General features: G+C 62.0%; 20 protein-coding genes. 8 read left to right on the top strand and 12 right to left on the bottom strand.

Going from position 1 to position 22686, the window contains the following annotated elements; genetic code table 11:
• Positions 1-91: 91 nt before the first annotated feature.
• From PseAD21_RS19165 to PseAD21_RS19150, 4 genes are all read right to left on the bottom strand, one after another.
• Entirely contained in the window at positions 92-1762 is a 1671-nt protein-coding gene (locus PseAD21_RS19165; protein WP_102357071.1) for a ShlB/FhaC/HecB family hemolysin secretion/activation protein, read from the bottom strand.
• Between the two features lie 134 nt (positions 1763-1896).
• Complete coding sequence (locus PseAD21_RS19160; RefSeq protein WP_102357070.1) at positions 1897-3471, bottom strand: collagen-like triple helix repeat-containing protein; 1575 nt, start codon at positions 3469-3471, stop codon at positions 1897-1899.
• A gap of 326 nt (positions 3472-3797) precedes the next feature.
• Positions 3798-4652 carry a MaoC/PaaZ C-terminal domain-containing protein gene (locus PseAD21_RS19155; RefSeq protein WP_102357068.1) on the bottom strand — a complete coding sequence of 285 codons (855 nt, stop codon included), beginning with the start codon at positions 4650-4652 and terminating at the stop codon, positions 3798-3800.
• Positions 4653-4654: 2 nt separating this feature from the next.
• Complete coding sequence (locus tag PseAD21_RS19150) at positions 4655-6007, bottom strand: 3-oxoacyl-ACP reductase (RefSeq protein ID WP_102357067.1); 1353 nt, start codon at positions 6005-6007, stop codon at positions 4655-4657.
• A gap of 350 nt (positions 6008-6357) precedes the next feature.
• On the opposite strand from PseAD21_RS19150, the gene PseAD21_RS19145 reads away from it, so the two are divergent.
• From PseAD21_RS19145 to PseAD21_RS19135, 3 genes are all read left to right on the top strand, one after another.
• Positions 6358-7635: an acetyl-CoA C-acetyltransferase gene (locus PseAD21_RS19145; protein ID WP_102357065.1), complete on the top strand. Its 1278-nt coding sequence runs from the start codon at positions 6358-6360 to the stop codon at positions 7633-7635.
• 318 nt (positions 7636-7953) lie between these two features.
• Positions 7954-8850, top strand: a complete 897-nt coding sequence (locus PseAD21_RS19140) for a PA4780 family RIO1-like protein kinase (RefSeq protein ID WP_102357064.1) — start codon at positions 7954-7956, stop codon at positions 8848-8850.
• A gap of 267 nt (positions 8851-9117) precedes the next feature.
• Complete coding sequence (locus tag PseAD21_RS19135) at positions 9118-10320, top strand: MFS transporter (protein WP_102357062.1); 1203 nt, start codon at positions 9118-9120, stop codon at positions 10318-10320.
• Here the strand turns inward: PseAD21_RS19135 and cueR are convergent.
• The 3 genes from cueR to PseAD21_RS19120 all read right to left on the bottom strand — a co-directional run bounded on the left by cueR (position 10274) and on the right by PseAD21_RS19120 (position 13590).
• Positions 10274-10687, bottom strand: a complete 414-nt coding sequence (gene cueR, locus PseAD21_RS19130) for a Cu(I)-responsive transcriptional regulator (RefSeq protein WP_102357061.1) — start codon at positions 10685-10687, stop codon at positions 10274-10276. The two genes, PseAD21_RS19135 and cueR, sit on opposite strands and share 47 nt — an antisense overlap.
• A complete protein-coding gene (locus PseAD21_RS19125) occupies positions 10684-13077 on the bottom strand; it encodes a heavy metal translocating P-type ATPase (RefSeq protein ID WP_102357059.1) in 2394 nt (797 codons plus the stop codon). Before PseAD21_RS19125 ends, cueR begins: the two co-directional genes overlap by 4 nt.
• 129 nt (positions 13078-13206) lie before the next feature.
• Complete coding sequence (locus tag PseAD21_RS19120; RefSeq protein WP_025111720.1) at positions 13207-13590, bottom strand: hypothetical protein; 384 nt, start codon at positions 13588-13590, stop codon at positions 13207-13209.
• Positions 13591-13738: 148 nt separating this feature from the next.
• Here PseAD21_RS19120 and PseAD21_RS19115 point away from each other — a divergent pair, with 148 nt between their 5' ends.
• Together PseAD21_RS19115 and PseAD21_RS19110 are read left to right on the top strand one after the other, a co-directional pair.
• On the top strand, positions 13739-13936 hold the full coding sequence (locus PseAD21_RS19115; RefSeq protein ID WP_102357058.1) for a cation transporter: 198 nt from the start codon (positions 13739-13741) through the stop codon (positions 13934-13936).
• Positions 13937-14026: 90 nt separating this feature from the next.
• Positions 14027-15229: a multidrug effflux MFS transporter gene (locus tag PseAD21_RS19110; RefSeq protein ID WP_102357056.1), complete on the top strand. Its 1203-nt coding sequence runs from the start codon at positions 14027-14029 to the stop codon at positions 15227-15229.
• 5 nt (positions 15230-15234) lie between these two features.
• On the opposite strand, the gene PseAD21_RS29775 is transcribed toward PseAD21_RS19110, so the two are convergent.
• From PseAD21_RS29775 to PseAD21_RS19100, 3 genes are all read right to left on the bottom strand, one after another.
• Complete coding sequence (locus tag PseAD21_RS29775) at positions 15235-15408, bottom strand: hypothetical protein (protein ID WP_007914687.1); 174 nt, start codon at positions 15406-15408, stop codon at positions 15235-15237.
• Positions 15409-15561: 153 nt separating this feature from the next.
• Positions 15562-16575 carry a zinc-binding alcohol dehydrogenase family protein gene (locus PseAD21_RS19105; RefSeq protein WP_102357055.1) on the bottom strand — a complete coding sequence of 338 codons (1014 nt, stop codon included), beginning with the start codon at positions 16573-16575 and terminating at the stop codon, positions 15562-15564.
• Between the two features lie 32 nt (positions 16576-16607).
• Positions 16608-16901 (bottom strand): putative quinol monooxygenase, encoded by a 294-nt coding sequence (locus PseAD21_RS19100; RefSeq protein WP_102357053.1) that lies wholly within the window; start codon positions 16899-16901, stop codon positions 16608-16610.
• Positions 16902-17021: 120 nt separating this feature from the next.
• On the opposite strand from PseAD21_RS19100, the gene PseAD21_RS19095 reads away from it, so the two are divergent.
• The 3 genes from PseAD21_RS19095 (at position 17022) to PseAD21_RS19085 (ending at position 20511) form a co-directional block, all read left to right on the top strand.
• Positions 17022-17951, top strand: coding sequence for a LysR family transcriptional regulator (locus PseAD21_RS19095; RefSeq protein WP_102357052.1), 930 nt, complete (start codon positions 17022-17024; stop codon positions 17949-17951).
• A gap of 315 nt (positions 17952-18266) precedes the next feature.
• Positions 18267-18998: a helix-turn-helix transcriptional regulator gene (locus PseAD21_RS19090; RefSeq protein WP_102357050.1), complete on the top strand. Its 732-nt coding sequence runs from the start codon at positions 18267-18269 to the stop codon at positions 18996-18998.
• A gap of 130 nt (positions 18999-19128) precedes the next feature.
• Positions 19129-20511 carry an MFS transporter gene (locus PseAD21_RS19085; protein ID WP_102357049.1) on the top strand — a complete coding sequence of 461 codons (1383 nt, stop codon included), beginning with the start codon at positions 19129-19131 and terminating at the stop codon, positions 20509-20511.
• 118 nt (positions 20512-20629) lie between these two features.
• Here PseAD21_RS19085 and PseAD21_RS19075 read toward each other — a convergent pair whose 3' ends face one another.
• Both PseAD21_RS19075 and PseAD21_RS19070 read right to left on the bottom strand, forming a co-directional pair.
• Positions 20630-21583: an adenosine deaminase gene (locus PseAD21_RS19075; protein ID WP_102357047.1), complete on the bottom strand. Its 954-nt coding sequence runs from the start codon at positions 21581-21583 to the stop codon at positions 20630-20632.
• Positions 21584-21663: 80 nt separating this feature from the next.
• The gene (locus tag PseAD21_RS19070) at positions 21664-22629 is read right to left on the bottom strand and encodes a 2-oxoglutarate and iron-dependent oxygenase domain-containing protein (protein WP_102357046.1); all 966 of its coding nucleotides are present in this window, start codon (positions 22627-22629) and stop codon (positions 21664-21666) included.
• Between the last annotated feature and the right edge of the window lie 57 nt (positions 22630-22686).

The following is a 22686-nucleotide window of genomic DNA, read 5'->3' as shown; positions in this document are numbered from 1 at the left end:
TCGACCAAACAGTTGGCTGATTCACCGCTTTCGCGAGCAGGCTCGCTCCTACATTTGTTTTGACTCAAGGCTGAAAAGGTAATCCTGGCCCCTACAACTGATAGCTGAAACTGATGCTGTAGCGCGCCCGACGATTGAACGTATCCAGCGCTTCATCCGACATTGGCTTGGCCGCCTCCAACGCAATGTTGTAGTACTTGGCATCACCAAAGCGCAGGCCCACTGCCGCCGATGACAGGTCGTTGCTCTGCACCTGCAGTTTGTTGAACCAGGTTTTCGACCGGTCCAGCACTACGTACGGCTGCAGAATGCGCACCCAGTTGCCGTCGCGATTGAAGCTGTAGTTGACCTCGTAAGCCGCGCCCCAGCCCTTGTCGCCCGACGCCTGATCATCCGGGTAACCACGGCCGAAATTCTGCCCGCCAAACACTGCGCGCTCGCTGTCGGGCAGGGTGTCGTCACTCCAGTACAGCGCCGCCGACAGCACGCCTTGCCAGTTGTCGAAGAACTTGTCGCTCTGCACCCCGGAGAGGCGCAGGCGCAGGAAGTTCAGGTCCAGTGCCGGGTTGTTGGAGTGCGCGCCCATGCTGTCGAGACCTTGATACAGGCCGCCACTGAGAATCCGCAGTTGCCGGGCATCGGTCTTGCGCCAGTCGCCTTCGAACGCGAGGGCGCGCACGTTGGTGCGCTCCTCGATGCTCACCGGGTAGCCGACCACGTCGTAACGGTTTTTGTCATCCACCGCATACAGCCGCGCACCGCCATTGAGCAACTCGTTTGACGCCGCAATGAACGGGTGGCTGACACCGATGGAATAACGGTCGTCCTCCTTGTGCGGCTTGAGTTCGAAGCCATCGCTGGTGAGCACATTGGTGCCCGGGTCGGAGCGGTAGCGTGAAGCGAACAGACTCAGTTGCGTGCCTTCGCTGTTGAGGAACTGGTTGTAGTCCAGACGGTAGTAATGCTCATGATCGTCCCCCGGCGGAAACAGTCCGCTGAGGGTCAACTGCTCGCCCATGGCGGTCTGCGAGTTGCTGCTGACCCCAAGCAGTGCCTGAGTGCCGTTACGGTTATCTTCGGTGGAGTTCAGGCTGCTGGTGAACGCTTTGCGGCTGGCTTGGGCAACCAGGGTAGTCGCGCCGTCGGTGGTGCCGGGCGGCGGCACTTGCGCCTGGATGGTCACGCCGGGGATGCGGGTCATCAGGGTGGTGTAGCGTTCGAACGTCTTGCGGGTCAGCGGCCGTTCGGCCTGGATTTTTGCCGCCAGTTCGTCGAGCAGGCCCTTGACCCGGCCGACATCGCCCTGCACCTGGACATCGCGAACATAACCTTCGACCAGCACCACCCGGGCCACGCCACCGTCGAAACGCTGTTGCGGCAGGAAGGCATAGGACAGCAGGTAGCCGTCTTTCTGATAGCGACGGGTGATGTTGCGCGTGGCTTCAATCAGATCGGCCAGGCTGGTCTGGTGGCCGATCAGGGGTTTGTAGACTTCGGCCAGTTCGTTGAGCGGGTAGATCGTTCCGCCTTCGATCTGCACGGTCTTCAGATTGATCTTGGTCTCCATCAGCAGCGGTTGTGTCGCGGCCGCGCCAGGTTCGGGGACTTGCAGGGGCGTGGTGGCCGGGCGATAGGCATCCGCCGGCAGGTTCGGCACAGGCAGATTGCGGGTGGTTTCGTTACTGTTGAGAAAGCTGGGCAGGGTGTCGGCGAGGGCGGCGGAACTGAGACTGAGGAACAGCAGGGATGCCATTACGCGCATAGGACACTCCGTGGTCAGATCACAGCACTGGGCTGATTTTTTCCTAAGAAAAAAGCGGAAGACTCGTGGGAGTCTTCCGCCCTCAACCAAGCGTAGGCGCTGTAGGTGAGGCCGTCGAATCGGCCAGGTGCAATTTAGTGTGTGGTGCCTCCCAGAGTGCCGGTCAGGCCACCGAGTACGCCGCCCAGGCCACCGGTTGTGGTGCCGCCGGTGCTGGTGCCGCCGTTGAGCAGGCCTCCGACGGCGGCGACGGTACCGCCTACGTTGCTGACCACACCGCCGACCGCCGTGGTGACCGGGTTGTTGGTGGAAGCGATGGTCGCGCCGACTGTGCTGACCGCTCCGCCGACCTGACCGGTGAGACCGGCGACCGGTGCGCCCAGGCCCGTCGAGGCGCCGACTTGTTGAGTCACGCTGGTGACCGCAGTGGTCACCGGATTAAGCCCTGCGCCCACAGTGGCCCCTACTGTCGCCAGCGGCGAGGTGGTGCCAGTGATCGGTGTGCCCGAGCCGCCGAGTACGGTGTTGAGCGAGGCGATGGTGTTGCCCAGCGAAGCGGTGGTGACGCCACCGGCACTGACCGCACCGTTGGTGTTGCCTGCGTTCAGACCGCCGCCGACATTGACCACGGCGCCGCCAACAGTTTGCAGCAGGCCGGTACCGCCCAGACCGCCACCCAGACCGCCGCCCAAGCCACCACCGGACGTGCTGCCGTTGTCGACCAGCCCGCCGGCTTTGCCGACCGTGGTGCCGACGTTGGTCAGGGCGCCGCCGACGGTATTGGTCAGGGCATTGCCGCTGCCGGCGCCGGTAACCTGACCGCCCAAGCTTTTGACTGCGCCACCGACCTGGCCGATGACGCCATTGAGCGGAGCGCCGAGGCCAGTCGTATCGCCGACTTTGTCGGTGGTGCTTTCAACCATCGCAATCACGGGTACCAGGCCGTTGCCGACGCTCTTGGTCACTGAGCCGAGCGGACCGGTGGTGGTGGCCAGGCTCAGGGTGTCGCCGAGCATGGTGACTTTTTCGCCGACGCCGTCGAGCACCGGTGCGACTTTGGTGACCACACCGCCGACGACCGGAACGCTGCCGGTGGCGGTCGCCAGTTTGCCGCTCAGGTCAGAGACGCCGGTGCCGACATCTGCCACTACGCCGCCCACCGAGGAGGCAGTGACGCCCAGGCCATTGTCGACTGTGCCCAGCTTGCCGATGCCGTTGGCCACGCCATTACCCAAGGTGCTGACCACATTGCCGGCGGTGTTGGCCGCGCTTTGCACGACGCCACCGACGACCGGAACGGTGCTCAGCGAATCGCCGACCTGGCCGACGCCATCACCGACGCCGGAGACGGTTTTGCCGACATCCTGCACCAGGGTCGTGGTTACCAGCGGCGTCGTGGTCGGGTTGGTTGGATTCGTGGGGTCAGTAGGATTCGTTGGATTGGTCGGTTTGGTTGGATCAGTACCGCCAGTTGTACCCGTTCCGCCCGTTCCACCGGTACCGCCTGTGCCAGCGGTATCACCGGTGCCACCAGTACCTCCAGTACCGCTCGTGCCGCTGGTTCCGCCAGTGCCTGAGGTTGCACTGTCTGGCGAAGAGCTGCCGGAGCTGCTGTGATGGCCGCCACCGCCGCTGCTGCAGCCCGCGAGACCAAGGGAGAGGATCAATGCCAGCGCTGTTGCCGATTTGCACCACACTTGAGTTTTCATGATTGAGATTCCTTGCACCTGTCACAACGTTCGTTGCATTCGATGGCTCACCGATCTGTTGCCGGTGATGCCTCGTCCGTGGTGCCAATCTCAATCGCGCCGCAGGTTCCGACCATTCTCAAGTTGGTATTAACGCCTTTATATATAAGGCGCGGTGCAGCGCCTAAGGACTAATACCCAGGTTATAAACGCGCAAAAAAAAGCCTTGAGAATCAAGGCTGGGTGTTTTTCAGAGCGCGATGCGCGGCGCGGAAAAACTTAAGTGATATACACACAATTTACAGGCTTGGCGAACCCTCAGCGGATAGAAAACCTCTGGCGAAGGATCAGGCAATCGGCTGCCACTGCCCGACCATGTGCTCCAGGTCCCCGGCGCCGATCAGACGCAATTCTCCACTCGACCCCGGCGCAGTCGCCAGCAGCGAAACCTCACTGGGCAGGCGCACCGGTTTGCGAAAGTGCACGGCCACTTCAAGGTTGGCCTTGGGCAAGTGATCGGAAAGGGCCGCAAGCGTTCGCGCCTTGTTCCACAACCCGTGGGCAATCGCGGTGGGAAAACCGAACAGCTTGGCGCTGACGGCGCTCAGGTGAATCAGGTTGTAGTCGCCCGAGACTTTGGCGTATTGCCGACCGATGTCGGCCGGCGCTTTCCATTGCGCCACCTGCGTCAACACCTGTGACGGTTCCCAGCTTTGCTCGACGGGTTCACCATCAAGTTTCACCCCGCGACAGAGCATCTGGCTTTCGGCTTCCCACAGCGGCCCGAGTTGATCATCCAGCGTGGTCAGCAAGTCGAAGGTCGCGCCTTTGGGATGCGGTTGCAGGTTGTGCACCCGGACACTGACTTGCGCGCGGCTGATCCCGCCCATCGGCCGCAATACACGGATGCGGTTGCTCAGGTGAATCAGCCCCAGCAACGGGAACGGAAAATCCTTTGCCGTGAGCAATTGCATCTGCAGCGCGAACGCAAGGATATGTGGATAAGTCGGCGGTAACAGTCCGTCATCGGCAAAGCCGCAGACCTTGCGATAGGCCACCAGTTTCTGCGCGTCGACGTCGACCCAGCAGCGCAAACCGCTGTCGGGCAGTTGGGTGCCGGTGATCTTGCGGCGCGTCGCGGCCCGCGCATACAGCCCGGGCAGGCTCGGTTCGCGGTCGAGGGTGTGCCATTCAATGCTCATGTCTACGCCCCCAGAACACTTTGTCCACAGACCCGCAGCGCCTGGCCGGTGAACGCGCCGGTGCCCGGTTGTGCCAGCCACGCGACGGCTTCGGCGACGTCCTGCGGCAAGCCGCCCTGGCCCAGCGAACTCATGCGCCGCCCGGCCTCACGCAGGCCGAACGGGATGTGTGCGGTCATTTGGGTTTCGATGAAGCCCGGCGCCACGGCGTTGATGCTGATGCCGCGCTCGAGCAGTGTCAGCGCCCAGGCTTGGGCGAGGCCAATCAAACCGGCCTTGCTCGCGGCGTAGTTGGTCTGTCCGCGATTGCCGGCGATACCGCTGATCGACGCCAGCAGAATCACCCGCGCATGGTCGTGCAGAGTGCCGCTGTCGAGCAGGGCCTTGGTCAGCACTTGCGGGGCATTGAGGTTGACCGCCAGCACCGCGTCCCAGAATTCCGGGGTCATGTTGGTCAGGGTCTTGTCACGGGTGATGCCGGCGTTGTGCACCAGTATGTCGAGGCCGTCCGGCAACTGTTCGATCAGCTGCGCAGCGGCGTCTTCGGCACAGATGTCGAGGGTGATCGCCCGGCCGCCGAGCCGCGCGGCGAGGGCGTCCAGATCAGTCTTGGCCGGTGGTACGTCGAGCAGAATCACCTCGGCGCCATCGCGGGCCAGGGTCTCGGCAATCGACGCGCCGATCCCGCGGGCCGCGCCGGTAACCAGCGCCTTGCGTCCGGCCAGTGGTCGCGTCCAGTCGGTAACTTGTGTGGCGCACGCGGTCAGGCGAATCACCTGCCCGGAGACAAAGGCACTCTTGGGCGAGAGGAAAAACCGCAGCGGGCCTTCCAGTTGTTCCTCAGCGCCGTCACCGACATAAATCAGTTGCAGCGTGCCGCCGCTGCGCAGCTCCTTGGCCAGTGAGCGCGAGAAACCTTCGAGCGCCCGTTGCGCGCTGGACGCGAAGGGATCGCGCAGGTTTTCCGGGGCGCGGCCGAGAATCACCAGATGCGCGCTGTTCTCGAGATTTTTCATTAGCGGCTGGAAGAATTCGCGCAGCTGTTTGAGCTGGTCGGTGTGCTGCAGGTCGCTGGCGTCGAACACCACGGCCTTGAGTTTCGGCCCATGCCCGGGAATCCACGCAGTGGCCAGCGAAGGTTCGGTGCCGTAGCTGTAGATCGCATCGGTCAGGCGGTTGGCGAACGCATTGACGCGTTCAGCCAGCGGCCCGCCGCCAATCAGCAGCGCGCCGTCCACCGGGCGCAGACGTCCGGCCTGCCAGCGTTCCAGCCGCACCGGCGACGGCAGGCCCAAAGCCCCGACCAAACGGTGGCCGATGGACGAGTTGGCGAAGTCGATATAGCGGTCAGACATGGAACGCTCTCCAAAAGTTGGGGTTCAAAGTGTGGACTACCCACGGCAATCAATCGTTCGATCCACGCAATAAGGCCTACGCTAGAACAGCAGAGTAGTTGGCCGCCGATGGTTTTGTGGCCGAACACAAATTCAGTAACAACGCTGAACCCTGCAGGAGTGACCTGTGGTGGGGGGATTTATCCCTGATCGGCTGCGAAGCAGTCGCATAAGTGCGCGCGATGTCCCTGATGTATCGCGAGTGCAATGAGGGGGGCCGCTGCGCGACCCATCGGGGATGAATCCCCTCACTACAGGTCACTCCTACAAGGGGTTCAGGTGAATTCGACCATTTGGAAAAGGAGCTTTTCATGAGTCAGCTGCGCCGCGTCGCCATCATCGGTGGTAACCGTATCCCTTTCGCCCGTTCCAACGGGCCGTACGCCACTGCCAGCAATCAGGTGATGCTTACCGCTGCCCTTGAAGGCCTGATCGAACGCTACAACCTGCACGGCCTGCGCATCGGCGAAGTGGTGGCGGGTGCGGTGCTTAAATTGTCACGGGATATGAATCTGACCCGCGAATGCGTGCTCGGCTCACGACTGTCACCCACCACCCCGGCCTATGACATCCAGCAAGCCTGCGGTACCGGGCTGGAAGCCGCCTTGCTGGTGGCGAACAAGATCGCCCTCGGCCAGATCGATTGCGGCATTGCTGGCGGCGTCGATACCACGTCGGACGCGCCGATCGGCGTCAGTGAAGGCCTGCGCAAGATTCTTTTGCAGGCCAACCGCGCCAAGACCACCGGCGACAAGCTGAAAACCTTCCTGCAGCTGCGGCCCAAAGACCTGATCCCGGAGTTCCCGCGCAATGGTGAGCCGCGCACCGGTCTGTCGATGGGGCAGCACTGCGAGTTGATGGCGCAGACCTGGAACATCCCCCGTGAAGAGCAGGATCAACTCGCTCTGGAAAGCCATCAAAAACTCGCCGCGTCTTACGGCGAAGGCTGGCACAACGACCTGATGACGCCGTTCCTCGGTCTGACCCGCGACAACAACCTGCGCCCCGACCTGACCCTGGAAAAACTCGCCGCGCTCAAACCGGCCTTCGAAAAAAGCGCCAAGGGCACGCTGACGGCGGGCAACTCCACGCCGCTCACCGATGGTGCTTCGGTGGTGCTGCTGGCGAGTGAGGAATGGGCGAAGGAGCGTGGCTTGCCAATCCTCGCCTATCTGCGCGACGGCGAAGCGGCGGCGGTGGATTTCGTCAACGGCGCCGAAGGCCTGTTAATGGCGCCGGTGTATGCGGTGCCGCGTCTGCTGGCCCGCAACGGGCTGACCTTGCAGGACTTCGACTACTACGAAATTCACGAAGCGTTCGCCGCGCAGGTGCTGTGTACGCTCAAGGCCTGGGAAGACTCTGAATACTGCAAGATCCGCCTCGGGCTGGACGCGCCGCTGGGCTCGATCGACCGCAGCCGGCTGAATGTCAAAGGCAGTTCGCTGGCGGCGGGGCATCCGTTTGCCGCGACCGGCGGGCGGATCGTCGCCAACCTGGCGAAACTGCTGGATGCGGCGGGCAAGGGACGCGGGCTGATCTCGATCTGCGCGGCTGGCGGCCAGGGCGTCACCGCGATCATCGAACGCTGAGCATCGTTTACTGTGGGAGCGAGCTTGCTCGCGAAGGGGCCGTGGCAGTCGCCGTCATTGTGTCTGACACACTGCCTTCGCGAGCAATCCCGCTGCCACGGGGATTGGTGTCGTGTCAGATTCTGTCGCAAATGCCCTCGACGGCCGATAACTACAAACAAGGTGTGCTCAGCTATGATCCACAATGGCCGATTATTTCGGCACAGTGTGTGCATCCACAGGGTTCACAGGTCGGCAACCCCTCCCCGTGGCGCGAGGATTGCCGTATAACGAGTGACATTCGCGTGTTTGGTAATAAAGGACCCACAATAAAAGCTGATGAAGACTCCAAAACGCATTGAACCCCTGATCGAAGACGGTCTGGTCGACGAAGTGCTGCGCCCACTCATGAGTGGTAAAGAAGCAGCTGTTTATGTGGTGCGCTGCGGTAACCAGTTACGTTGCGCGAAGGTCTACAAGGAGGCGAACAAACGCAGTTTTCGCCAGGCGGCCGAGTATCAGGAAGGCCGCAAGGTGCGTAACAGCCGGCAGGCCCGGGCGATGGCCAAGGGCTCGAAATTCGGTCGCAAAGAGACCGAAGATGCCTGGCAGAACGCCGAAGTCGCGGCGCTGTTCCGTCTGGCCGGTGCCGGCGTGCGAGTGCCCAAGCCGTACGATTTTCTCGATGGCGTGCTGCTGATGGAACTGGTGGCCGACGAATACGGCGACGCCGCGCCGCGTCTGAACGACGTGGTGCTGGAGCCGGATCAGGCCCGCGAATATCACGCGTTCCTGATCTCGCAGATCGTACTGATGTTGTGTACCGGTCTGGTGCACGGTGACCTCTCGGAGTTCAACGTACTGCTGACCCCGACAGGTCCTGTGATCATCGACCTGCCGCAGGCGGTGGATGCGGCGGGCAACAACCATGCATTCAGCATGCTGGAGCGGGATGTCGGCAACATGGCTTCGTACTTCGGGCGCTTTGCCCCGGAGTTGAAGCAGACCAAGTACGCCAAGGAAATGTGGGCGTTGTACGAAGCTGGCATCTTGCACCCGAACAGTGTGCTGACCGGCGAGTTCGACGATCCGGAAGACCTGGCCGACGTCGGCGGCGTGTTGCGCGAGATCGAAGCGGCGCGTCTGGATGAAGAGCGCAAGCAGGCGATCCGTGCGGCGGATGACGAGCCGAAGGGCAAGTCCGACGAACCACCGCCGCCACCGTGGATGCAGTAAGCGTTTAAAAAAAACCGGCTTCGGCCGGTTTTTTTGTGCCTGCCCCATTGCCAGAACCACCGCAGATCCCCTGCAGGAATGAGCCTGCTCGAAAACGCCGCAGGTCCCTTGTCGGAGTGAGCCTGCTCGCGATGGCGGCGTGTCATTTAGCAAGAGTGTTGTCTGACCCACCGCCATCGCGAGCAGGCTCACTCCTACAAGGGATTTATGGTGTTCTTGAAATGCGTATGGGACTCTTGTCAGCCCTCGCACACTCAAGGATTGAATGTGAACGCCCGCCTGATCATCACCGCCCGGCTGATCTCCGACTTCGGCGCCTTTCTCAACATGGTCGCGCTGGCGACTTACGTCTACCTGCTGAGCAACAGCGCCATGAGCGTCGGGATATTCCTGGCCAGCCGTGTCGGCGGGGGGATTTTCGCCAGTCTGATCGGCACACGGTTCTATCGACGCTGGAATGGCCGGGTGCCGTTGATCGCCTTCGATCTGCTGCGTGCGGCGCTGCTCGGCGGGCTGTTGATCTTGCCGGTCAGCCAGCAGGCTTTGCTGTTGCCGGTGATCGCCTTTGGTCTGGGCTTTGGCAACTCGATGTTCGCCATCGGCCTCAACAGCCAGTTGCCGCGGCTGATCGAACCGGCGCAGCTCCTGAAAACCAATGCCTGGATCACCTCGGCGTCATCGGCGGCGATGGTCGGCGGCAGCCTGGTCTCCGGTTTGCTGGTGGCGGCATTCGGTTTCGAAACGGTGTTCGCGCTCAACGCACTGACCTATTTGCTGGCGGCGCTGTTGATCGCACCGTTGCGCTTCGCCGCCTCAGTGATCGACGAACAATCGGCCAGCGAACACGGTGAATGGCCAGCCCTCAGGCAAGGTCTGCGCAGTGCCCCGGTGATCGCGGCGATGCTTGCTGTGACCATGGCCGATACCTTGGGCAGCGCTGCACACAACGTCGGCTTCCCGATCATTTCCAAATTACTGACACCGGACTCGGCCAGCACCACGCTGGGCCTGATGCTGGCGGTGTGGGCCAGCGGCAAACTGCTTGGTGCGCGGATTGCCAGTCGCCTGGAAGGCTCGGACAACTGCCATCTGGAGCGGCGGTTTTTCTTCGGCGTGGCGTTGATGTCCTGCGGTTTCATCCTGATGTTCCAGCAGCACAGCCTCTATGGTCTGTTGCTGTTTTCGTTGCCTGCGGGGTTGGGCGACGGCTTTTCCGAAGTCGGCCTGATGTCGCGCCTGCAACGTGAACCGGAGCATTTGCGCCTGCCGATCTTCAGCTTTCTGACCTTGCTGCAAATGACCGGGTTCGGCGTCGGCATGCTGATTGCCGCGCCGTTCTATGGCTGGGGGACACCGGGGGCCGTGGTGCTGCTGTTCCACGGCATCCCGCTTGGTACGTTGTTGACGGTCAAAGGATTGGCGCTCAGGCGCGCGCGGGTTGCGCGCAGCAGCCCGACGCCAGTTCCTTGAGGATCGGGCAATCGGGGCGATGGTCGCCATTACAGTGTTCGACCAAATCCTGCAGGGTGTCGCGCAACTCGCCGAGTTCGCGGATCTTCTGGTTCAACTCGTCGATGTGCTGACGTGCCAGGGCTTTCACATCAGCGCTGGCGCGTTGGCGATCCTGCCAGAGGGTCAGCAGCTTGCCGACTTCTTCCAGGGAAAACCCCAGATCCCGCGAACGCTTGATGAACGCCAGCGTGTGCAAGTCATCCTCGCCGTAGACCCGGTAGCCGCTGTCGGTGCGATGGGCGGCCTTGAGCAGGCCAATCGACTCGTAATAGCGGATCATCTTTGCGCTCAGGCCACTGTGCCGGGCCGCTTGGCCGATGTTCATCGGTGCTCCTCCAGGTCCTTCGGTTTCCAGGTTTTCAACAGTAGCGCATTGCTCACCACGCTGACGCTCGACAGTGCCATCGCTGCACCGGCCAGCACCGGGTTGAGGAAGCCGAACGCCGCCAACGGAATGCCGATCAGGTTGTAGACGAACGCCCAGAACAGATTCTGGCGGATCTTCGCGTAGGTCTTGCGGCTGATCTCCAGCGCTGCTGGCACCAGACGTGGGTCGCCGCGCATCAAGGTGATGCCGGCCGCGTGCATCGCCACGTCGGTGCCGCCGCCCATGGCAATGCCGATGTCGGCCGCCGCCAGTGCCGGGGCGTCGTTGATGCCATCGCCGACCATCGCCACCACTCCGGTTTTCTTCAGTTCGGTGACGGTGGCGGCTTTGTCGGCGGGCAGCACTTCGGCGTGGACATTCTTGATGCCCAAAGCCTCGGCGACGACTTTCGCGCTACCACGGTTGTCGCCCGTCAGCAGATGGCTGTGGATATCTCGGGCTGCGAGTTGTTGCACCGCTTGCAGTGCGCCGGGCTTGAGTGTGTCACCGAAGGCGAACAACCCGAGCACACGCGGTTCAGGGCTTTGCTCGATCAGCCACGACAAGGTCCGGCCTTCGGTTTCCCACGCCTTGGCAGATTCGGCGAGGTTGCCGGCGCTCAAACCGCTTTCTTCCAGCAAAAGCCGGTTGCCCAGTGCGAGGCGCCGCCCCTCAAGATTGCCGGCGATACCACGCCCGGTCAGGGATTGGCTGTCGCTGACATCGGGCACGCTCAGGTCGCGCTCGGCCGCCGCGTCCAGTACCGCTTTGGCCAGTGGATGCTCACTGCCGCGCTGCAGGGCGCCGGCCAGTTGCAACGCTGAGTTTTCATCGCCATCCAGTGCACTGAAATGCGCGATTCGCGGGGTGCCGGAGGTCAGGGTGCCGGTTTTGTCGAACACCACCGTGCTGACTTCATGGGCACGCTCCAGTGCTTCGGCGTCCTTGATCAGAATGCCGTGACGCGCAGCCACGCCGGTGCCGGCCATGATCGCCGTCGGGGTAGCGAGGCCGAGCGCACAGGGGCACGCGATCACCAGCACGGCGACGGCATTGATCAACGCGGTTTCCATGGGCGCGCCGTACAGCCACCAACTGATCAGTGTCGCCAAAGCGATCAGCAACACGGTGGGCACGAACACCTGACTGACTTTATCCACCAGTTTCTGGATCGGCGCTTTCGCCGCCTGAGCGTCCTCCACCAGCCGGATTATCCGCGCCAGCACGCTTTCTGCGCCAAGGGCGGTGGTGCGCACCAGAAGGCGACCTTCGCCGTTGATCGCACCGCCAGTGACCTTGTCGCCGGGTTGTTTCGGCACCGGCAGGCTTTCGCCGCTGATCAGCGCTTCGTCAGCGTGGCTCTGGCCTTCCAGCACTTCGCCGTCAACGGGGAAGCGTTCGCCGGGTTTGACCAAGACCTGATCGTTCAGGCGCAGGGCGCTGATCGCAACGTCCTGCTCGTGGCCGTCGATCACTTGAATCGCCCGTTCCGGGCGCAAGGCTTCCAGCGCGCGGATGGCGCTGGCGGTCTGGCGCTTGGCGCGGCTTTCCAGGTATTTGCCGAGCAGCACCAGGGCGATGACCACCGCCGACGCTTCGAAATACAGATGCGGCATGCGCCCGACGGCGGTGGCCCATTCGTACAGGCTCAAGCCATAACCGGCGCTGGTGCCGAGGGCTACCAGCAAGTCCATGTTGCCTGCCCCGGCGCGCACGGCTTTCCACGCGGCGACATAGAAACGTGCACCGAAAATGAATTGCACCGGCGTGGCGAGGGCAAATTGCGCCCAGGCCGGGAGCATCCAGTGAATGCCGAACGGTTGCAGCAGCATCGGCAACACCAGCGGCAACGCCAGGGCGATCGCGCAGATCAATGCCCAACGCTCATGTTGCAGGCGCTGTTGCTGATTATCGGTGGCAGGGTGTTCAGCCTGCCAGACGCTGGCCGAGTAACCCGCCTTGCTCACAGTGTCGAGCAGCGACTGCAGATCGATCTGACCGAGCAACTCGAGGTGAGCGCGTTCGTTGGCAAGGTTGACGCTGACGCTCTTCACTCCCGGCACTTTGTTCAGGGCACGTTCGACACGGCCGACACACGACGCGCAGGTCATGCCTTCGATGCTCAGTTCGATAGTTTGCTGCGGGACGCTGTAACCAGCACGCTCCACCGCCTCCATCAACGCCGGCAAGCTGTCGCCCGGCGCCTGGACGCGAGCCTGTTCGGTAGCGAGATTGACGCTGACGGCACTGGCGCCGCTGACTTTGCTCAACGCCCGCTCGACACGCCCGGCGCAACTGGCGCAGGTCATGCCGGCTATCGGCAGATCGAAAGTGGTGGAATCGGACATCGGTCGTACTCCCTGTAGTAGATGCCTACAAGGATCAACCTTGCCATGCGGGCAAGGTCAAGCGCCAATCTTTGGCTCACCACAAAATGTGGGAGCGAGCAGGCTCGCTCCCACATTTTGTGGTTTTGCTCAGTATTCGAGGGCGGCAGGTCGCAGGTACAAACCTTTGGCAGACGTCGCGATCCGGTACTTCACCACGTCCCCGGCCTTGAGCGTGATCTCCTGAGCCGGCGGTGCCAGCATGCCTGGCTTGCAACCCGGCACCTGGCTCGGCTCAAGTTTCAGGCGAATGGAAAACGTGCCGTGTTGCAGGTTGAACGAGGTGGACTGCTCCTGCAGCAGGCGTCCGGCAAACTGGTCCTGAATGTACACGCCGATCTCGCAGGAGGTCGGTACTTCGAGGCGCTCGCGCGAGATGATCAGAACCGCGTAGTCCTCGCCGGTCGCGTTGGCCTGGGGCAGGGCGGCAAAGAGGCTGAGCAAGCCAAACAGGCTGAAAGCTGACCAGCGCATGGCTGAATCTCCTGAGTTTGAGTCATTGATGCACGCAGCTTGGCTGAGCGCGACGCCGATTGCCAGCCCGGCCGTTTCTTGCAGAACTTGACCTTGCCATGGTGGCAAGCTCGACACTGCCGGCAATCTCACTCAAAGGAGTCAATCCATGCAAGTGTTCAACGTTCAAGGCATGTCCTGCGGCCACTGCGTCAAAGCCATCACCAACGCGGTGCAGGCAAAGGATCCGGCGGCCAGCGTGCGGGTCGATCTGGCGGCCAAAGAGGTTGGTGTTGAAAGTGCGCTGAGTGCTGAGCAGGTCATGGAGGTCATCAGCGAAGAAGGCTACGCCGTCAAACTCGCCTGACGTTTTTATAGTTAGCGAGCTATCGGAATGTTCAAGGCGTCCGGGCGCGGCTAGACTGTCGGGCTGCCGACTTGCCAACCTGGATGCCTGATGAACTTCCGTACCATTCTGATTCTCGGTGCCTTGACCGCCTTCGGGCCCTTGGCGATCGACTTCTATCTACCTGCATTTCCTTCCATGGCGCTGGCGTTCGGCACCGATGAGAAGCACGTGCAGATGACGCTGGCAGCCTATTTCGCCGGATTGTCGATTGGCCAACTGGCTTATGGTCCGGTGGCGGATCGCTTTGGCCGGCGGATCCCGTTGCTCACCGGTCTGGCGTTGTTCACGCTGGCGTCACTGGCCTGCGCGTATGCGCCGAATCTGGAATGGCTGATCGGTGCTCGCTTTGTCCAGGCGTTGGGCGGCTGTGCGGGGATGGTGATTTCCCGGGCGGTAGTCAGCGACAAGTGCGACGCGGTGGGTTCGGCGAAAGTCTTTTCGCAGTTGATGCTGGTGATGGGCTTGGCACCGATTCTGGCACCGATGCTCGGTGGCTTGCTGGTCAATACCACGGGCTGGCAGTCGATTTTCCTCGTGCTGACCGGGTTCAGCGCCCTGGCCGGACTGGCGGTGGCGCTCGGCCTGCCGGAAAGCATGCCGGCGCATATGCCGCGTCAGCCGTTATCCGGTGCACTGCGCCAGTACGGCCGCCTGCTGAAGGATCGGGTCTATCTCGGTCACGCCCTGACCGGTGGTATCGCCATTGCCGGGATGTTCGCTTACATCGCCGGTTCACCGTTCATCTTCATCAAACTGTACGGCGTGCCGGCCGAGCATTTCGGCTGGCTGTTCGGCACCAACGCGGCGGGGTTCATTCTGGTGGCGCAGGTCAATGCGCGGCTGCTGGCCAAGCGTGGCCCGGCATTTCTGCTGTCGCGGGCGGTCTGGGTTTACCTGTGTGCCGGGCTGGCGCTGCTCGCGGTGAGTGTCTTGCACACCGAAGCCTTGTGGCCGCTGCTGATTCCATTGTTTATCTGTGTCTCCAGCCTTGGCTGCATCAGCCCCAACGCGGCGGCTTGTGCAATGAATGGACAGGGCGCTCGCGCCGGCAGTGCATCGGCGTTGCTCGGCTGCATGCAGTTCAGCGTCGCCGCTGGTGCTTCGGCACTGGTGGGGGTATTGCACGACGGCACCGCCGTGCCGATGGCGATGGTCATCAGCCTGTGCGGTTTACTGGTCGTGAGCGTCGCGATGCTCACCCGCCGCCTGCAGAATGCCCGCGCATTGGCGCAAGCCCAGGCCGAGGCGTAAAAGGCTCAGCCAGCCGCGCGTTGCTGGCTGCGGTCGGGAATCTGATGGGGCGCGCAGAGTCGCGCTTCGAGGGTGCGGGTGAAGGCGAGAGCCTCGGCTTCACTGCGAAATGTCACGGCATGCTGGTCGAGACGAACCTGCCATTGGGACTTTGCCACTTCTTTTATCAGGATCTTCATTGCTGACCTCCCTTGTGTAAAAGATGCATCGCAGAGGTTTCGATTGTAGACCTGAATACGATCGCATTTGTGACAACGGTCAAGCATCTGACTGACGGCAAAAACCAGCGCCAGCCCTTACGGGAGCTGGCGCTCGTTATGACCTTCAAATTCTCAGAAACTTTCTAAAACAATTTTGCCCTTGGCTTTGCCACTTTCCAGCAGTTCATGCGCGCGACGCAGATTTGCCGCATTGATCTTGCCGAAATGCTCGCCCACCGTGGTCTTCAACGTCCCCGCATCAATCAGCTCGGCCACGCGGTTGAGCAGTGAGTGCTGCTCGATCATGTCCGGGGTTTCGAACAGCGAGCGGGTGTACATGAATTCCCAGTGCAGCGACAGGCTCTTGCGCTTGAGCTTGGTCACGTCGAGCGACTTCGGATCGTCGATCAGCGCCAGTTTGCCTTGCGGCGCCAACGCCTCGACCAGTTGATCGAGGTGATGATCGGTCTGGGTCAGGCTGGCGACGTGGGTTACGTGGTCGATCCCGGTGCGCTTGAGCTCTTCGCTCAGCGGCTGGCTGTGGTCGATCACCAGATCGGCGCCCAGCTCAGTCACCCAGTCGCGGGTCTGCGCGCGGGAGGCCGTGCCAATCACTTTCAGGCCGGTCAATTGTTTGGCCAGTTGGGTGAGGATCGAGCCGACCCCACCGGCAGCGCCGACAATCAGCAGGCTCTGGCCTTCAGCGGCTTTGCCCTCGCGAACCTGCAGGCGTTCGAACAACAGTTCCCAGGCAGTGATGGCGGTCAACGGCAGGGCGGCGGCTTCGGCGAAACCGAGGGACTTGGGCATGTGGCCGACAATCCGCTCATCGACCACGTGCAGTTCGCTGTTGCCCCCGGCGCGGGCGATGGAGCCGGCGTAGAAGACTTTGTCGCCGGCCTTGAACAGACTCACTTCGTTGCCGACAGCCTTGACCACACCGGCGACGTCCCAGCCCAGCACTTTCGCCGCGCCGTTTTCCGGGGCCACGTTCTGCCGCACCTTGGTGTCGACCGGGTTGACCGAGATAGCTTTGACTTCTACCAGCAGGTCGCGCGGGCCGGCGACCGGTTCTGGCAGTTCGATGTCCTGCAGGGATTTTTCGTCGCTGATCGGCAGGGAGGCGTAATAGGCGATGGCTTTCATGACTTGCTCCGTAACGGTAATAGAAGAAGGGCTCAGGCGATGGCGCCCAGGCGTTTCAATTGGAAGTGTTCGATGCAATGGGCCGCAGTCGCCTGGAAGTTCAGGAAATGCGCACTGGCGTTGTGCGCCGAGAGGATCTCCTCGCTGGCCCAGTGCTCGATCACATAAAAGGTCAGCGGATCGGCCAGGTCGCGATGCAGGTCGTACTGGCTGCAGCCTGCTTCGGCGCGGCTGGGCTCAACCAGTTCACGCAGGGCGTTTTCGAGGGTGTCCTGCTGGCCTGGCTTGGCGATCAGGGTGGCGATGGCGGTGAATGGCTGGGACATGCTCGGCTCCAGAGAAGCGGGATGAATTCGATGGAGCAGATGATTGGCTATTTCTCGGCGCGATAAAACCGGCTAAAAGAGCAGTCTCTTTCAATATTTTTTTGATAATCGAGGCTGAGAATGCTGCGTTTCGATGATTTGCAGTTGTTCGTTCGCGCGGCGGACCTGGGCAGTCTGTCGGCGGCGGCGCGGGTCATGGACATGTCCGCTGCTGTCGCCAGTGCTGCGCTCAAGCGCATCGAACAGCAACTGGGCGCACGTCTGCTGGCCCGTTCGACCCGCAGCCTGCGCCTGACCGCCGAGGGCGAAGGCTTTCTCGAATATGCCCGCGCCGCGTTAAGCCAACTGGATGAGGGGCGACGCTACCTGTGCAGCGCGCAGGATCAGGTCAGCGGGATCCTGCAACTGTCGGCGCCTTCGGACTTCGGCCGCAACCTGTTGCTGCCGTGGCTCGACGAGTTTCAGCGCGAGCACCCGAAGCTGACCGTGCGCCTGCTGCTCGGTGACCGCATCGCCGATCTGTTCCGCCAGCCCGTGGACATCGCGCTGCGCTACGGCGAACCGGAAGACTCCAGCCTGGTCGCCTTGCCGATCGCCCCGCACAACCGCCGCGTGCTCTGTGCATCGCCGGCGTACCTGGCGCGCCACGGCGAACCGCGTCAGCTCGAACAACTGGCTCAGCACAATTGCCTGCTGTACATGCTCGGCAGCCGGGTGCACGACCATTGGAGCTTTCATGACGGCAAACGTGAAGTCGGCCTGACGGTCAGCGGTGACCGCTTCAGTGATGACGCCGACGTGGTGCGCTTGTGGGCAGTGGCAGGGGCGGGGATCGCCTACAAGTCGTGGCTCGATGTCGGCGCGGATGTCCTCGCCGGGCGACTCAAAGTGCTGCTGCCGGAACTGCAGTGCGAGCGCGCTCCGCTGAATCTGTTGTGCGCCCATCGCGCGCAATTGAGTAAGCCGGTGAACCTTTTAAGGGAAATGCTCGCCAGCCGATGCGCCGAATTGAGTAGTCAATTTCCGCATTTCCCGAAAGTTGATCATTAGTCGCAGGCAATTAGCGAAATTTCTCTCAGCAACTATCACCATTCGTGCCAGCCACGGCGCAGGAAGCGGCGTGTATCCCGCTTATACTAGCGCCGCCTCAAACCTGCACCGATAACCGGCCAGGGCAGAGTCCGGCCGGTTTTTCCGGGGCTGGACCAGAAGTGCACAAACGCCGCGGACACTCCATTGACGGGTGCTGCATCACTGGCCTGCGTTGCTCCGGTTCATGGCGTTTTACGCGTCTTGGCCGACGACGCATTACTGGTCAAGATGTCTTCGAGCAGTAGACGATACGATTCAACAGGGAGTGAATACATGGAACATGCACCTTGCATCAGCCAGATCGCCACGCTGCTGGCCGACCCCAAGCGCAGTGCGATGATGTGGGCGTTGATGGATGGCTCGGCCCGCCAGGCCGAGGAGCTGGCGCTGCTGGCAGGGCTGTCGCCATCGTCGGCCAGTGCGCATCTGGGGCGCTTGTCCGCTGGCGGTCTGTTGAAAGTCGAAGCTCGTGGGCGCAAGCGTTTTTTCCGCCTGGCAGCCCCGGAAATCGCCGCTGCCATCGAAGCCTTGGCCAGTGCCACGATCGCCAGTGCACCGCGTGACATTCCTCACGTATTCAAGCGCTCGACACCGATCGTCAATCCCCAGACCGCACCGTCTTCGCTGCTGCGCGCGCGCTTTTGCGATGACCATTTGGGTGGCACGCTGGCCGCCGATCTGTATCAACGCCTGCTCGATGAGGGCTGGATCGAACAGATCGAGCAGCGGGTCGTGGTGACCCTCAAGGGTTCGACCGAACTGGCCAACCGGGGCGTGTTCATCCAGGCCCTGGCTCATCGCAAGGCTCAGATCGCCTGCGCCTGTCCGGACTGGAGCGAACGGCGTCCGCACCTGGGTGGCTCTTTGGGCGCTGCGTTGTTGCAACTGTTCATGCAGTCCGGCTGGCTGACGCTGCCCAAGGACTCGCGAGCCTTGCAGGTGACCCCGGCCGGGCAGCGCGAAATCCACCGCTTCGCCAGGGAAACCGAGCTCGAATTGGCGTAATAGAGCATTCGCCGGCTGCCACTACGACGCGGGCGTCGCCAGTGACTGCGAACAGGTCGTATCCAGAAAAAGCGCTGAACCGTTATCGCGCACACTCGACCGGCAAACATTGCGGATGGGGAGACGGGCCATGGATACGCGAAGCTTCAGCGCAGCAGAACGACTGGAGCGCCTGCCGCTCAGCGGTTATCACCGCGTCATTTTCATCATCATTGCCTTGGCGTTCTTTTTCGACTCCATGGACCTGGCCATGATGACGTTCCTGCTCGGCTCGATCAAAAGCGAGTTTGGCCTGAGCAGTGCCCAAGCCGGGTTGCTCGCCAGTTCGAGTTTCTTCGGCATGGTGCTGGGGGCATCGCTATCGGGCATGCTCGCCGATCGCTTTGGGCGCAAACCGGTGTTCCAGTGGAGCATCGTGCTGTGGGGCGTGGCCAGTTACCTGTGTTCGACCGCGCAAACGGTGGAGAGCCTGACACTGTTCCGCATTCTGCTGGGGATCGGCATGGGCATGGAATTTCCCATCGCGCAGTCGATGCTGTCCGAGCTGATTCCGGCGCAGCGTCGCGGGCGCTATATCGCGTTGATGGACGGTTTCTGGCCGCTGGGTTTTGTCGCGGCGGGGGGGTTGTCCTACTTCCTGTTGCCGCTGATTGGCTGGCGCGACATCTTCTTGGTGTTGGCGGTGCCGGCGGTGTTCGTGCTGGCGATCCGTTTCTTCATCCCCGAGTCTCCACGCTGGCTGGAGCAGGCAGGGCGGCATGAAACGGCGGACAAGGTCCTGGGCGCAATCGAACAGCGTGTACGTGTATCGCTCGGTGTCGCGACGTTGCCCGAGCCGGTACGCCTGCCGAGGACGGTGACGCCACCGGGCAACTTCTTTTCCGCCCTCAAGCAGATCTGGTCGCCGCAATACCGCCAGCGCACCACGATGATCTGGAGTCTGTGGTTTTTCGCCTTGCTCGGTTTCTACGGACTGACGTCATGGCTCAGCGCGTTGCTGCAACAGTCGGGTTTCGCTGTGACCCAGTCGGTGTATTACACCGTGCTGATCTCGCTGGGCGGGATTCCCGGTTTTCTGATGGCCGCGTGGCTGGTCGAGCGCTGGGGCCGCAAACCGGTGTGCATCGTCACCTTGCTTGGCGGCGGGGTGATGGCGTTTCTTTATGGCCAGAGCGCGGTGTTCGGCGGCAACGTCGCGTTGCTGATCGGCACCGGGCTGTTGATGCAGTTTTTCCTCTTCGGCATGTGGGCGGTGCTTTACACCTACACGCCGGAGTTGTACCCGACGTCGGCGCGGGCCACAGGCTCAGGCTTCGCTTCGGCGATTGGCCGTGTCGGTTCGTTGCTCGGACCGCTGGTGACCGGGTTGGTGTTCCCGATTACCGGGCAGGGCGGGGTGTTCGCCTTGGGAGCGTTGTGCTTTGCGATTGCGGCGGGGGTGGTGTGGCTGTTCGGGATGGAGACGCGGGGCAAAACCCTCGAAGAGCTGACTGAAACCCAATCCATCGGCTAACACCAATCCAATGTAGGAGTGAGCCTGCTCGCGATTGCGTTCTGTCAGCTAACACATCTGTGTCTGACACTCCGCCATCGCGAGCAGGCTCACTCCTACAAGGGTTTTGCGGTGTTGCTTATGGTTTTACCAGCCGTGCATCCAGGCTGTTCTGCGCCAGGTGCTTGGCCTGATCCTGGGTCATGCCCAAGTGCTCGTGCAGCGCGTGGAAGTTCTCGGTGACGTAACCACCGAAGTACGCCGGGTCATCGGAGTTCACCGTGACCTTCACTCCGCGTTCGAGCATGTCGAGGATGTTGTGCTGCGACATGTGATCGAACACGCAGAGCTTGGTGTTCGACAGCGGGCACACGGTCAGCGGGATCTGCTCGTCGATGATCCGCTGCATCAGGCGCTCGTCTTCGATGGCGCGTACGCCATGGTCGATACGCTGGATTTTCAGCAGGTCGATGGCTTCCCAGATGTACTCCGGCGGGCCTTCTTCACCGGCGTGGGCGACGGTCAGGAAGCCTTCGTGGCGGGCACGGTCGAACACGCGCTGGAACTTGCTCGGCGGATGACCCATCTCGGAGCTGTCGAGGCCGACGGCGACAAATGCGTCACGGAACGGCAGCGCCTGATCGAGGGTTTTCTGTGCTTCGTCTTCGCTCAGGTGGCGCAGGAAGCTCAGGATCAGACCGCTGGTGATGCCCAGTTGCTGTTCGCCATCCTTGAGTGCAGCGGCGATGCCGTTGAGCACCACTTCGAACGGGATGCCCCGGTCGGTGTGGGTCTGCGGGTCGAAGAACGGTTCGGTGTGAATCACGTTCTGCTCTTTGCAGCGCAGCAGGTAGGCCCAGGTCAGGTCGTAGAAATCCTGCGAGGTGCGCAGCACATCGGCACCCTGGTAATACAGGTCGAGGAATTCCTGCAGGTTGTTGAAGGCGTAAGCCTTGCGCAGGGTTTCGACGTCGTTCCACGGCAGGGCGATCTTGTTGCGCTCGGCCAGGGCGAACAGCAGCTCGGGCTCCAGCGAGCCTTCCAGATGCAGGTGCAGTTCAGCCTTGGGCAGGGCGTTGAGCCAGTCGTACATATTCTTTTCTCATCAGGTGCAATGACGGCATTCTACAGACGCTCGCCGAAACAATTGGCAAAACCTGACCAAGCGATCCATCAGACCGCTTCCTGCTCGCGACGATAGGCGTAGGTATCGGCGAAGCGCGACAACAGGAATTCGGCGCAGGTGGTGGTCGGATATTTCGCTGGACGCTGTGCGTCCAGGCAACCGGGCAGGCATTCGATGCGGGTGTCCGGGTGTGGCTCGGCGAAGAATGGCATTGAATAACGATCCACCCCCAGCGGGCTGATCACCCGATGCGGTGTCGAGCGATAACGGTCGTTGCTCCAGCGCGCCATCATGTCGCCGAGGTTGACCACGAACGTGCCCTCAATCGGCGGCGCGTCGATCCACTCACCGTTGACGTTCTTCACCTGCAGGCCGCCGGCGCTGTCCTGATAGAGCAGGGTGATGCAACCGTAATCAGTGTGCGCCCCGGCGCCTTGTTGTTCGGCGCTGCTGGCGGTGTGGCGAGGCGGGTAGTGGATCATGCGCAGCACGCTGACCGGCTCAACGAAGCGTGAGTCGAAGAAATCGCGCTCGATGCCCAAGGCAATTGTCATCGCCCGCAGCAGGGTTTGCGCCAGCGCCTGCATGTCGAGGTAATGCTGCTCCATCAACGCCTCCCAGCCTGCTTGCGCCGGATGGCGATTGGGCCCGCGCAGCGGTTTTTCCGCGAGCACGTCGGGATGATCCGCCGACAGGTGCAGGCCCATGTCGAAGGTCTCTTTCAGATCGCTGGGTTTGTCCGGGTCGAGTTGTTCGGTGGCGATGGCGCCGTAACCACGGTGATGGCGGGGCTGGGGGATGTCGATCTTGAGTTTTTCTGCTGCCGGTTGCGCAAAGAAGCGCTGGGTCTGATCAAGCACGGCGGCGATGCGCCGGGCTGAAATCGGATGACCGTTGATGTAGAAAAAGCCCCACTCGCGGCAAGCGAGATCGATCTGCTCGGCCACGGCGGGCCAGGCGTTTTCGTCGTCGCTGTAGAGCGGTGAGATGTCGATGATCGGAAGCTGATCCATACACAATCCTTGAGAGCGCTGAAGATCCAACTGTGGGAGTGAGCCTGCTCGCGATAG

It is taken from the genome of Pseudomonas sp. AD21 (assembly GCF_002878485.1).
GTDB lineage: Bacteria > Pseudomonadota > Gammaproteobacteria > Pseudomonadales > Pseudomonadaceae > Aquipseudomonas.
Note: the sequence above shows the minus strand (reverse complement) of the source record. Positions and strands in the feature narration are given on the sequence as shown.

What these genes read in the sequence shown, in the direction of transcription:
- PseAD21_RS19165 (WP_102357071.1), bottom strand. Translation starts at nt 1,762, where the DNA reads ATGCGCGTAATGGCATCCCTGCTGTTCCTCAGTCTCAGTTCCGCCGCC.
- PseAD21_RS19160 (WP_102357070.1), bottom strand. Translation starts at nt 3,471, where the DNA reads ATGAAAACTCAAGTGTGGTGCAAATCGGCAACAGCGCTGGCATTGATC.
- PseAD21_RS19155 (WP_102357068.1), bottom strand. Translation starts at nt 4,652, where the DNA reads ATGAGCATTGAATGGCACACCCTCGACCGCGAACCGAGCCTGCCCGGG.
- PseAD21_RS19150 (WP_102357067.1), bottom strand. Translation starts at nt 6,007, where the DNA reads ATGTCTGACCGCTATATCGACTTCGCCAACTCGTCCATCGGCCACCGT.
- PseAD21_RS19145 (WP_102357065.1), top strand. Translation starts at nt 6,358, where the DNA reads ATGAGTCAGCTGCGCCGCGTCGCCATCATCGGTGGTAACCGTATCCCT.
- PseAD21_RS19140 (WP_102357064.1), top strand. Translation starts at nt 7,954, where the DNA reads ATGAAGACTCCAAAACGCATTGAACCCCTGATCGAAGACGGTCTGGTC.
- cueR (WP_102357061.1), bottom strand. Translation starts at nt 10,687, where the DNA reads ATGAACATCGGCCAAGCGGCCCGGCACAGTGGCCTGAGCGCAAAGATG.
- PseAD21_RS19125 (WP_102357059.1), bottom strand. Translation starts at nt 13,077, where the DNA reads ATGTCCGATTCCACCACTTTCGATCTGCCGATAGCCGGCATGACCTGC.
- PseAD21_RS19120 (WP_025111720.1), bottom strand. Translation starts at nt 13,590, where the DNA reads ATGCGCTGGTCAGCTTTCAGCCTGTTTGGCTTGCTCAGCCTCTTTGCC.
- PseAD21_RS19115 (WP_102357058.1), top strand. Translation starts at nt 13,739, where the DNA reads ATGCAAGTGTTCAACGTTCAAGGCATGTCCTGCGGCCACTGCGTCAAA.
- PseAD21_RS19110 (WP_102357056.1), top strand. Translation starts at nt 14,027, where the DNA reads ATGAACTTCCGTACCATTCTGATTCTCGGTGCCTTGACCGCCTTCGGG.
- PseAD21_RS29775 (WP_007914687.1), bottom strand. Translation starts at nt 15,408, where the DNA reads ATGAAGATCCTGATAAAAGAAGTGGCAAAGTCCCAATGGCAGGTTCGT.
- PseAD21_RS19105 (WP_102357055.1), bottom strand. Translation starts at nt 16,575, where the DNA reads ATGAAAGCCATCGCCTATTACGCCTCCCTGCCGATCAGCGACGAAAAA.
- PseAD21_RS19100 (WP_102357053.1), bottom strand. Translation starts at nt 16,901, where the DNA reads ATGTCCCAGCCATTCACCGCCATCGCCACCCTGATCGCCAAGCCAGGC.
- PseAD21_RS19095 (WP_102357052.1), top strand. Translation starts at nt 17,022, where the DNA reads ATGCTGCGTTTCGATGATTTGCAGTTGTTCGTTCGCGCGGCGGACCTG.
- PseAD21_RS19090 (WP_102357050.1), top strand. Translation starts at nt 18,267, where the DNA reads ATGGAACATGCACCTTGCATCAGCCAGATCGCCACGCTGCTGGCCGAC.
- PseAD21_RS19085 (WP_102357049.1), top strand. Translation starts at nt 19,129, where the DNA reads ATGGATACGCGAAGCTTCAGCGCAGCAGAACGACTGGAGCGCCTGCCG.
- PseAD21_RS19075 (WP_102357047.1), bottom strand. Translation starts at nt 21,583, where the DNA reads ATGTACGACTGGCTCAACGCCCTGCCCAAGGCTGAACTGCACCTGCAT.
- PseAD21_RS19070 (WP_102357046.1), bottom strand. Translation starts at nt 22,629, where the DNA reads ATGGATCAGCTTCCGATCATCGACATCTCACCGCTCTACAGCGACGAC.